The sequence below is a fragment of the Haloferula luteola genome (assembly GCF_014201715.1).
GTDB lineage: Bacteria > Verrucomicrobiota > Verrucomicrobiia > Verrucomicrobiales > Akkermansiaceae > Haloferula > Haloferula luteola.
This window is the reverse complement of sequence record NZ_JACHFD010000018.1, coordinates 74,090-84,135: the sequence shown is the minus strand read 5'-3', so window position 1 is coordinate 84,135 and position 10,046 is coordinate 74,090. Positions and strand designations below refer to the sequence as shown.

Sequence of the window (10,046 nt, the reverse complement as noted above, 5' to 3'; positions counted from 1 at the left end):
CTGGCTGCAAGCACAACAGGGAAAACGAGCACGGAAGGCTGCCTGATAACCGCTGCCGCCAAGAAAAATCAAACGGCGGCACAGACCACGGTTACAACGGAGTGACGGGGCCATCAACCCAGAAAGAGCAAAGTGACACCCGCAACCACAATGTGAAAGTGCGAGGACTGACCCCTTTGAGAAGTCACCGGTGCGATCAAGAAGACCGCTACGGACGCCGCCGTTCCGGGGCAGAGCTATGGCTATGCCTACGATGAGATCGGGAATCGGACTACCGCCACCTTCGGCACCTCCCCGAACACTTCCACCCTCACCTACACCCGCAACGATCTCAACCAATACACCAACATCGCCCACCCGGGCACCTTCGACCTACTTGTAAGAGCGAGTGGTGCGGTGACCGCCACGGCCACCACCTACACGACCGTCCAATCCATCACCAGCCAAGGCGACCTTTACGGGCTGCGGATGCAGTCCACGGGCAACACCACCACTGGCCGGAAATCCACGACGACCGTCAAGCTGCAAAGCGACAACACCCTGCAGGCGTCCATCGAGCATTGGGTGCCCAAGGCGAGTGAAGCACGGACTTATGATCTGGATGGAAATTTGACAACCGACTCGCGCTGGACCTACACTTGGGACGGTGAAAATCGACTCGTGAAACTCACTCCCAAAACCGGTGCTCCGAACGTGACTCTGTGGTATTCGTATGATTATCGCGGTCGGCGGATTGGAAGAAAGGTTGCTGACGCGCGATCCTCCCCGACGAAAACGACCATCACCGGGTTCGTTTACGACGACTGGAATCCGGTCGCAGAATGGGATGCCGTGGCAACCGGCACCGGCACGCCAACAACAGGCAGCTACGTTTTGCGTCGCACCCAGCTTTGGGGCCTCGACCTCGGTGGTGGCGGAGCCACTCCCTACGGTAGGACAAACTTTCAGGATGCAGGTGGGGTGGGCGGCCTGCTCGCCGTTTCGTATCACGACACCACCAATCGTCACTACCTTCCTGGCTACGACGCCAATGGGAACATCATCTCATGGTCGGCCGGAGACGGGGAACTCCTCCAGCGTATGGATTACGATCCCTTCGGAAATCGAATCTTCGAAGAGAAGCTGGCGACTAGCACCAATGGAATTGCTTCCCTAGGCACCGTGCCGAGCTACGGATTTTCGACAAAGCCACAGGACACGGGGAGTGACTTCCTCTACTACGGTTATCGTTACTACGATCCGATGACCGGGCGGTGGCCATCGAGGGATCCCATCGAAGAAGCAGGCGGGATTAATTTGTATGGTTTTTTATCCAATAGTGCAGTTCGTTGCGTGGATCTGCTCGGGGGTAAGGTGGTCACTACCGAGGGTGAAGAATACCGAGGGTCTGCCCTGAAAGCGTTGAGCCTGTTCGGGCATGCGCTATGTTGGGATGAGGAAAGTAAAGAGACGGGCACGTATGTATTAAGGTTGAACAAAAAGCCGGGTGATCTAAAAGGCGACGACCTTAAGCTGGGGAGCGCTCTTGTCGAGGCAATTAAGAGCGAGACGGACGAATACAAGTTGAAGTATGGGTCGCCGCCGAGATACATGGATGGAATTGTTTATTGGTCGCCGACATCCAAGATTGATATAAGAGTTGAGAGTGGCGTGGTTCGCAGTGTGAAACATAGCGGGCAAATATATCAAATATATGAAAATGAAGACGGGGTATCTAATTCAACGGAGCTTTTGTGGCATGAGCTAATCGGTCATGGTGTGTTTGGTAAGAAAGGGAATGTCTTCGGGCATGAGAAGAAGGCGGAAAACGCATATGGAGCATATGCTCAAACGAGCGCTACGTCATGGAATGGTTATTATGATGGGGCGGTTTACGTTGAAAATATAGCTAAGGCCAAGGCGGATCCTAATGCTAAGCCGAGAAGTAGGCGTTATTACACGAAGGATGACGCCGTGATATACGGATGGCTTTCCAAATAACACGATATTTGTTGACTATGAGTTGTGAAAAGAAAATGAGCTATCAACGCATCGGCTTTTGTTTGTCTCAGGCGGTTGTGGTAATGATTCTTTACGCATTTTCGAGCAATGGGCTCTTTGGTAGTGATGAAAGGAGCCTGATTCCTAATGTGCTTAAGCTTGGATTTGAAAAATACAACCTCATGGTGGAGGTGCGTGTTATGAATAATGATGGGGTTGGCGTCACAGCTGGCATTCGGAACCAAGTCCTAAGAGTTCCGGCGAGTGAGCTTGATGGGATAACACACATATTAATGGAAACGGTTAGAGTGTCTGGCTATGCGGCCACGGATGGGGATGTTTCTCTCGAGTCAGTCCGGAATGGCGGGTTTGTTTTGTCGTTTAGTTTCGGAAAGGGCGTTTGGCACGGCATCGGGGATGATCGTCGAGAGCTGGTTTTCCCCCATGTGAAAATATATTTTGGGCACGACGGGTATGAACGATTGCTCATTGAACGACCATTCGGACGGTTCCAGAACAAGTGGGAGGTAATCATTAAGGAGTTGGGTGAGGTTGGTAAGTCGGGCGGGATTCTGGATTCGGTCGAATACCCGAATGGTCATTCGACAATCTTCCCGGATGGTGAAGTAAAGGATGGCGTGCTGCCAGAGCTCAGCGAGTAACCCGGAGTCTTAGATGGAAGTGCCTGTCAAAGGGGTCAGTCCTCGCACTTTCACATTGTGGTTGCGGGTGTCACTTTGCTCTTTCTGGGTTGATGGCCCCGTCACTCCGTTAAGAAGCGTTGATGGAGTGCCTTGACGGCGGGTGGGAGGTGTGCGAGGGCAATCCAGTGAGGTTCGTTGGCTGCCTCGGGGAGCGTTCTTGCCCTGGGCCATTTCGGCAGAGGTGGGGCGCGCCGCACAAGGTCGTCAGAACTGACGAGACGAGTGAGGAGGATGACGAAGTTGATGGGATGAAATGTGAAAGTGCCAGGGCTGACCCGAATGGCGGATGCTGAAGCGGCTCACATGATTTGATTTGTGCCGCGCCGCCGGGATGATAGTTCTGAGCCAGCAGGGATTTGAGGTCGTGATTTTGCATGGCAAGCAGGGGTTCGAGCAGGTGCTTGTGGTTCGATACCGTGCAGCCGCGTGGTCGCGATGAGATTGCAGAGAATGGTTGCTTTTTTGCCGGTGTCTCCCCCTCCGACACAGAGCCAGTCTTTCTTGCCGACGGCGGTGGGCCGGATCGAGTATCTCGCTGCGCTTGCCAAGCCGATGGCTCAACATGGGGTCATTCATGTCTCTGGTATCCGCTTGACATCCTCCTCGGGAACGGGTGCCGATGGAGTAAATATGGGAAGAAAGTCGGGTGATTAAAAAAGCTTGATGAAGTCCTTGGTGAATGCTGCTCTGTTGGCAAATCTAATATGAGAAAGTTTAAAAAACTCTTCCAATGGATGCCCATGTTTTTCGGGTTACAGATCGTTCAAGGTCAAAGCTACCATTTTGATACCACCATCAATGGAGAGCAAACATTGCAAGTGGATGGGAATCTCAAGGTCAGTCAGTATGGGGGAGGGTATGGAGGAGATTTTGACGTGGTGGGTGCAGCTGTTTTGGGGAGCGGATATCTGCCCATTCCCGATCTGCCCTCTGGCGTGGAGGGTAAATACTTCGGTCCCGTGACCATTGGGAATGCTCGGAGAAGTATGTTTTATTTTTCCAAGACGGGAACTTACATTACGGGTGATTTCATGGTTCCAGTCGCGAGGATCAATAATCACGGGGGTCCCATTCGTTTGGTGGTCTGCCCGGACGGCTGGGATTATATGTCGGGAGGTGCTTTTTATACTCTGGCTAGCACCAATTATGGAGGGACGGACACGAATGGGGCTGCGGGGAATCAGCTCTACGCACTTGACAAGAGGTCATTTGGTGGTGGGGATTATGTGCGCTTTTTTGCTTATGTTTCAAATGGATTCACTCATTTGTTCATGGAGTTCGATGCGCGGGCGGCCAATTCTACGCAGGATATTGTGAGAGGTGTCTATGTTGAGGTTGAAGCCGAAGGTTTGATATCTCTGACGGGGCTCGTTTCGTCCGAATTGGCGCTGCCATTGATTGAGTTGAATTCTGTATCAAAGCCGAATACAGGTCAGACCGGAAATCCATTGGGTCCTTCCGTGACGAAAATCTCAACCGACGAAACCATCATCGGCGGAGTGGTGACTTTGTCAGAACCTCAGGGGGATATTTCGATGGGAATCTTTGGCGATTGAGATTTCTATGGGGAAGCGTGTGTCAGCTTTTCGATGATGCCATTCTGGACTGTCCTGAATGGCTAACGCCCAAATTTGACATCCGACTCGTGTTGAATCGATACGTTGGACGGTCGTAAATCGACTTGTGGGCACATCCGGTGACGGGGTGTAAATCGTGACGGTTTTGAAATCTGCCTGGCGCGGCGGAAATCCTGCGATTGGGTCCACCTCGCGAGGCTCTGTGCCGCTCCCAGGAGGTTCTCGCCGTGCTCGGAATGGCTCCCGCGGTGCCGCTTTCTCCGCCTTTCACGCCCATCCCACCCGCAGGTTGAGCCGCGCCAGACGCAGCAGGTGGTCAGCGAGATTGCCTACACCGATGCCTCGCGCCGATCTTACGATGCCTATGGTAGCAATACGGTCCGCTCTCATCTGCCTCGCTTGCGTGCCAAACACGTGCTCGGCACGCGCCCTCACCCGGCTCTTCCTGCGGTTCTCCCGCTTCTGCGCCGCGCTCAGCGGTTTGCCCTTCGATCCCTTTTGGCAAATGCGTGTCTTGACCCGCTTGCGCCGCAGCATCGGCATCGATCCGCGACTCCGATACGCGCTGTCGGCATCGACCGTGCCGTTACCCTCCTCGACGAGATCCTGAAAGCACTGGCTGTCGTGCTCGCTGGCGGCACTGACCCGGTCGTCCCGCACCAGCTTGGTTTCCACATCCGTCTTCCCGTGGTTCTTGTAGCCGTCGTGGGCCTCGTTGTGCTTCTTCGCCCATCGCGCGTCGCGGTCCTTCTGGCAAAGCATCCGCGGCTTGTGTTCCCCATCCTCCGGGGTCTCGCCCCGCTTGATCGCCGTGTAGTGCCCTCTTGGGAGTTGGACAGCCTTCGTTCTTATTCAGGCTGCGGTGTTGCATCGTATTGGGTGGTATCGGGTTGGTGAGTTGTGTTTGATGTCCCTCTCGGCGGTCTTGGCCCGGCCTGGTAAGCTCCAGCGCGTGGCCGAGGACCTCGCGGGGTGCAGCAGTCGAGGACCGGCATGAACAGGCATCAGCCAAAGCGGCCGGATGCCGCTTCAGACTCCGCTTGCCGAGCTGAGCAGGGGGCAATCTTCCTTGGACCGAGTTTTTTCCATGGAGTGGGGGTAAGAGGGCGGCTATGCCCGGGGTGTGGGAAAGGAAAAGAAAGCAACACGGCTGATTCTGATTGAGGATCATGCCGATTTCCGGGAGTCGGTTTCGATGGTGCTGAGCCAGCGAGGGTATGAGGTGGTGGGGGAGTTTTCGACGATGGAGGATGCCTTGGAGGCGATTCGCGGTGGGATGTCTGCGGATTTGGTGTTGTCTGATTTGGGATTGCCCGGGATGGGAGGGATCGACGGGATCCGTCAGATTCGGGAGTTGATGCCGCTGGTTCAAGTGCTGGTGTTGACGGCCTTTACCGACAAAGCGAAGGTGTTTGCGGCGTTGGAGTCGGGGGCGCATGGCTATTTGGTGAAGGCGGGGAGTGCGACGCGATTGATCGAGACTCTGGAGGAGGTTTTGGCTGGAGGGACTCCCCTGGATCCCAAGATTGCGGGGATGATTCTGCAGACTTTTCGTCGATTGAGCCCGATTCCTTCGAATGAGGCATTGTCGGCGCGCGAGTGTGAGGTGCTGCAGCTTTCGGCCAAGGGTCTGACCCGTCAGGAGATCGCGGATCAACTTGAGTTGAGCCAGCATTCGGTCACGGAGTACATCAAGCGGAGCTTCGACAAGTTGCACGTGCGCAGCCTTCCCGCGGCGGTGAGTGAGGCGATTCGGCGGGGATTCCTCGATTTGTCCTGATGGGGGCACGGTGTCCCCATTTTTGGTGACATGACAAAATCCGTTCTGGTGGGATGATGGTGGTGTTCCCGGACACGAAAGTTTCCAGGTTTCATGACGAAATAGGGGCCGCATGAGTGTGCGGCCCCTTTCGTTTGCAGGGTGATGGGTGGGGTGGTAAGCAGCGCGGCGAGATGGAATGGATCGACGAACTTTCTCGGCAAACGCGCAAGCGCAGCGACCCATGGATCGTGTTGGAAGGTCGTCATGCGGTGGAGGGGGCCATCAGTGGCTGGTGGGATGTGCAGGGGATTTTGGCGGCGGACGATTGCGAATGGATGTTGCCGATTTGGAGTGGGTTGGAGCTGACGCGGGTGGAGCGTAAGATGCTTGAGCAGGTGGCGGGCTATGCGTTTCACCGCGGATTGATTGCCTTGGCGAAGTTGCCGGACGAACGGCGGGATGTGGCGAGTCTGATGAAGGAGTTGCCGGAGGATGCGCGGGTGGTGGTGTGTCCGTCGTTGGCGGATGCTTCGAATGCGGGGGCGATTGTGCGGAATGCGGCAGCATTGGGGGCTCAGGCGGTCCTTTTTGGCGACGAAGGGGTTTCTCCGTATGAGCGGAAGGCGGTGAGGGCGTCGAGTGGGGCGCTTTTCCGAATTCCGATCCGGGTGGCGGATGGCGGGCAGATTTTGCGATGCCTGAAGGCGGCGAAGTTCCGTTTGGTGGGAGCGGATGGCGGGGAGGAAACGGCGTCTCTGGAATCGTGCGAGTGGGACGAGGGCCGAGTGGCTCTGGTGATTGGATCCGAAGACCAGGGTTTGAATGGATTTTGGAAAGCCGCCTGCGATGTGCGGGTGCGGATTCCGATGGTTTCCGGGGTGGACTCGCTGAATGCGGCGGCGGCCTCGGCGGTGATGTTATGGGAAATGAAAAAGGCGCGGGGCTGAAAGAGCCGCCGCGCCTGATCGGAGGGGGAGGGGATCGCCTAGACGAGCGGGCTCGGATAGTCGCCATTTTCGACGAGCGCGGCGATCGAAGCGACGACGTGCGGTTTGTCATCGGGGTAGGTGACGCCGAACCAGTTGGCGGAGGTTTCGAGCACGGTGCAGTCGGCGAGGTCCTTGCGGATGAGGTCGTCGACCACGGTGGGGATGTAGCACTCGCTTTTCAGTTCGCTGCCTTTTTCCTGGAGGAACTCGGTGAAATGGGTCTCGAGTTGGGCGAGGAAAGAGGGGGTAAAGCCCCAGAAATTCATGGAGACGGGTCGATCGAGCGCGACCTCGAGGAGGTCGCCCCCGATGCGGGTGCCGCGTGCGATGCCGTCGTCGCCCAGAGCGATTTCGACGACTTCTTCGACGTCGGTCAGGAGGCTTTCAGGAGTGGTTTCGCAGATGCCCCGGTTGACGGAGCCGTGTTCGGACAAGGTGTTGCGCAGGGGATAGCCGACCATGGCGTAGTGTTCCTTGCCGTCGTTTCCGGGGTGTTTGGCGAACCAATCGGCAACCACAGCATAGGCGTTGGCGCCATAGAAGTCGTCGGCATTGACGACGGCGAAGGGGCCTTGGATTTCGTGGCGGGCGGCGCGGACGGCGTGGGCGGTGCCCCAGGGTTTTTGGCGGCCCTCGGGGACGGAGAATCCCTCGGGGAGGTCGTCGAGTTTCTGAAAGGCGTATGCGACTTCGATGCGGCCGGCAAAGCGGGCGCCGACGGTTTCGCGAAAGGCATCGGCGAAGTCTTCGCGGATGACAAAAACCACTTTGCCGAAGCCCGCCCGGATGGCGTCGAAGACCGAGTAGTCGAGAACGGTTTCTCCATGGGGACCCATCGGATCCATTTGTTTGAGGCCTCCGTATCGGGAGCCCATGCCGGCGGCGAGAACGAGAAGGGTCGGTTTCATCAGTGGAACGGCGGAGGGATGGCAATCCGCGAGCGCGTGATAGAGGGGGAGGCCGGGGTGTGTCCAGTGCCGACAGGATTCACGGGAGACTCGCATATCCCTTGCCCGTCACGGAAGGGTCACCTTAGCCTTTCGCCGTGCCGGACACCGCCGAATCCATTGAATTGCTCACCGATCGGGAACATGCCCGCAAGGTCTATCGGGCCATGCTGGAGGCGCGCCTGTTGGAAACCAAGCTGTCGAGCCTGTACAAGGCCGGCAAGATTGTCGGCGGCGTGTATTTGGGGAAGGGGCAGGAGGCGGTGAGTGCGTCTCTGGGCAGCTGCCTGATTCCTGGCACGGACGTGTTTGCGCCCTTGATTCGCGATCAGGGTGGGCGCACGGCGTTCGGGGAAGAAGTGATTGATTGTGCCCGTACCTATTTGGGATCGGCGGAAGGGCCGATGCGGGGACGCGACGGGAATATTCACCGTGGGCGTCCGGAGCGCGGGATGTTAGCGATGATTTCGCATCTCGGCGCGGCGGTTTCGGTGGTTGCGGGGTGGTTGCTGGCGCGTCGATTGCAAGGGCGCCTGGAGGGGATGGTGGGTGCGACGTGCATTGGTGACGGTGCGACTTCGACCGGAGCCTTCCACGAAGGTTTGAATGCGGCGGCGGTGGAGAGGCTGCCGTTGGTGGTGGTGGTGGCGAACAATCAGTTTGCGTATTCCACGCCGAATGACCGGCAGTTTGCTTGTGAGGATCTGTTGGATCGAGCCAAGGGATATGGCGTGAGAGGGTATTCGGTGGATGGCACGGATTTTCTCGCTTGCCTGCGGGTGATGCGGGAAGCGGTGGCGGAGGCGCGGCGGGGTGGTGGCCCACAGATGGTGGTGGCCCGCTTGCTGCGGCTGACGGGGCATGGTGAGCACGACGACGCAAGCTACGTTCCTGAGTCCCTGAAGTGTGGAGCATTGGGCCAGGACTGCATGGCCGTGGCGGCAGGTCAGTTGGTGGAGGAAGGCTACGCAGAGGAGGCCGAGTTGGCCGAGTGGCAGGAGGAGATCGGGGAAAAAGTGCAGGCGGCTTTGGCGGCAGCGCAGCGTGACCCGAAACCGGACCCCTGGAGGGAGCAGTGGGAAGCTTTTTCAATGCCTCAGACGGGCGACCAAAACGCATGAGTATCACTTACGTCGACGCCATTCTGGAGGCGCAGGATCATCTCTTGAGGGAGGATCCGCGGGTTTTCCTGTACGGTCAGGATATCAGTCGCTTTGGTGGGGCTTTCAAGGCCACGAAGGGCCTTGCGGAAGCGTATCCGGGGCGGGTGCTGGATTCCCCTATCAGCGAGGATGCGATGATCGGAATGGCGATCGGAGCGGCCTTGGCGGGCATGCGACCGGTGGTGGAGATGCAATTTGCGGATTTCTCGTCGATTGCTTTCAATCAGATCGTGAACCACGCGGGCACGCACTTTTATCGTACGGGCATGCCGGTGCCGATCACGGTGCGTCTTCCGTCGGGGGGAACTCCGGGCTCAGGGCCGTTCCATAGCCAGAGCATGGAGGCGATTTATTCGCATTATCCGGGGTTGGTGGTGGTGACGCCGGCTACGGTCTCGGATGCCTACCACATGCTTTTGCAGTCGGTGGCGTTGGATGATCCTGTGGTCTACTGTGAGCACAAGTTCCTGTATCGTTGGCTCAAGGCCTCATCGATCGATCGTGAAGCTCCGCCCTTGGGGCAGGCGCGAATCACCCGGCCGGGCAAGCATGCGACGATCGTGGCCTACAGCGCGATGGTGCATGAAGCGGTGCGGGCGGCCGACCGTCTTAAGGTGGAGAGCGGTTGGGAGATCGAAGTGGTCGACCTGCGCACGGTGAAGCCGCTCGACATGGATACGGTGTTGGCGAGTGTGGCGCGCACTGGCCGATTGTTGGCTCTCGGGGAGGCGTTCCCTTGGGGGGGCGTCACGGCTGAAGTGGTGGCCCGGGTGGCGAGCGAAGGTTTCCATCTGCTGGATGCACCACCCAAGCGTTTCAATTCCCGGGACACTCCGGTGCCCTATCATCCGAATCTTTGGGCCGCCCATCGGCCTACGCCCGAGACCATTTGTCTCGCGATGCGTGAACTTCTCGCTTTTTAGC

The 10,046-nt window shown here is 57.6% G+C and carries 9 protein-coding genes; 7 read left to right on the top strand and 2 right to left on the bottom strand.

Features of this window, described 5'->3' with window-relative positions; translation table 11 throughout:
* Positions 1-396 precede the first annotated feature (396 nt).
* The 3 genes from HNR46_RS21420 to HNR46_RS15745 all read left to right on the top strand — a co-directional run bounded on the left by HNR46_RS21420 (position 397) and on the right by HNR46_RS15745 (position 4,240).
* Entirely contained in the window at positions 397-1,980 is a 1,584-nt protein-coding gene (locus tag HNR46_RS21420; RefSeq protein WP_184020489.1) for an RHS repeat-associated core domain-containing protein, read from the top strand.
* A 17-nt stretch (positions 1,981-1,997) separates the two neighbouring features.
* Positions 1,998-2,642: a hypothetical protein gene (locus HNR46_RS15750; protein ID WP_184020487.1), complete on the top strand. Its 645-nt coding sequence runs from the start codon at positions 1,998-2,000 to the stop codon at positions 2,640-2,642.
* Positions 2,643-3,418: 776 nt separating this feature from the next.
* A complete protein-coding gene (locus HNR46_RS15745; RefSeq protein WP_221285213.1) occupies positions 3,419-4,240 on the top strand; it encodes a hypothetical protein in 822 nt (273 codons plus the stop codon).
* A gap of 288 nt (positions 4,241-4,528) precedes the next feature.
* Here HNR46_RS15745 and HNR46_RS15740 read toward each other — a convergent pair whose 3' ends face one another.
* Positions 4,529-5,023 (bottom strand): transposase, encoded by a 495-nt coding sequence (locus HNR46_RS15740; protein ID WP_184020483.1) that lies wholly within the window; start codon positions 5,021-5,023, stop codon positions 4,529-4,531.
* A 361-nt stretch (positions 5,024-5,384) separates the two neighbouring features.
* Here HNR46_RS15740 and HNR46_RS15735 point away from each other — a divergent pair, with 361 nt between their 5' ends.
* Together HNR46_RS15735 and HNR46_RS15730 are read left to right on the top strand one after the other, a co-directional pair.
* Positions 5,385-6,041, top strand: a complete 657-nt coding sequence (locus HNR46_RS15735; RefSeq protein ID WP_184020481.1) for a response regulator — start codon at positions 5,385-5,387, stop codon at positions 6,039-6,041.
* 173 nt (positions 6,042-6,214) lie between these two features.
* A complete protein-coding gene (locus HNR46_RS15730) occupies positions 6,215-6,970 on the top strand; it encodes a TrmH family RNA methyltransferase (RefSeq protein ID WP_184020479.1) in 756 nt (251 codons plus the stop codon).
* A 38-nt stretch (positions 6,971-7,008) separates the two neighbouring features.
* Here HNR46_RS15730 and HNR46_RS15725 read toward each other — a convergent pair whose 3' ends face one another.
* Positions 7,009-7,920, bottom strand: a complete 912-nt coding sequence (locus HNR46_RS15725) for a nucleotidyltransferase family protein (protein WP_184020477.1) — start codon at positions 7,918-7,920, stop codon at positions 7,009-7,011.
* Positions 7,921-8,057: 137 nt separating this feature from the next.
* Between HNR46_RS15725 and HNR46_RS15720 the strand changes: the two genes are divergently transcribed.
* On the top strand, positions 8,058-9,080 hold the full coding sequence (locus HNR46_RS15720; protein WP_343076053.1) for a thiamine pyrophosphate-dependent dehydrogenase E1 component subunit alpha: 1,023 nt from the start codon (positions 8,058-8,060) through the stop codon (positions 9,078-9,080).
* A complete protein-coding gene (locus HNR46_RS15715) occupies positions 9,077-10,045 on the top strand; it encodes an alpha-ketoacid dehydrogenase subunit beta (RefSeq protein WP_184020475.1) in 969 nt (322 codons plus the stop codon). Before HNR46_RS15720 ends, HNR46_RS15715 begins: the two co-directional genes overlap by 4 nt.
* The last annotated feature ends 1 nt before the right edge of the window (position 10,046 follow it).

Coding starts and splice junctions, on each gene's coding strand:
- HNR46_RS15750 (WP_184020487.1), top strand. CDS start 1,998: ATGAGTTGTGAAAAGAAAATGAGCTATCAACGCATCGGCTTTTGTTTG.
- HNR46_RS15745 (WP_221285213.1), top strand. CDS start 3,419: ATGCCCATGTTTTTCGGGTTACAGATCGTTCAAGGTCAAAGCTACCAT.
- HNR46_RS15740 (WP_184020483.1), bottom strand. CDS start 5,023: ATGCTTTGCCAGAAGGACCGCGACGCGCGATGGGCGAAGAAGCACAAC.
- HNR46_RS15730 (WP_184020479.1), top strand. CDS start 6,215: ATGGAATGGATCGACGAACTTTCTCGGCAAACGCGCAAGCGCAGCGAC.
- HNR46_RS15725 (WP_184020477.1), bottom strand. CDS start 7,920: ATGAAACCGACCCTTCTCGTTCTCGCCGCCGGCATGGGCTCCCGATAC.
- HNR46_RS15715 (WP_184020475.1), top strand. CDS start 9,077: ATGAGTATCACTTACGTCGACGCCATTCTGGAGGCGCAGGATCATCTC.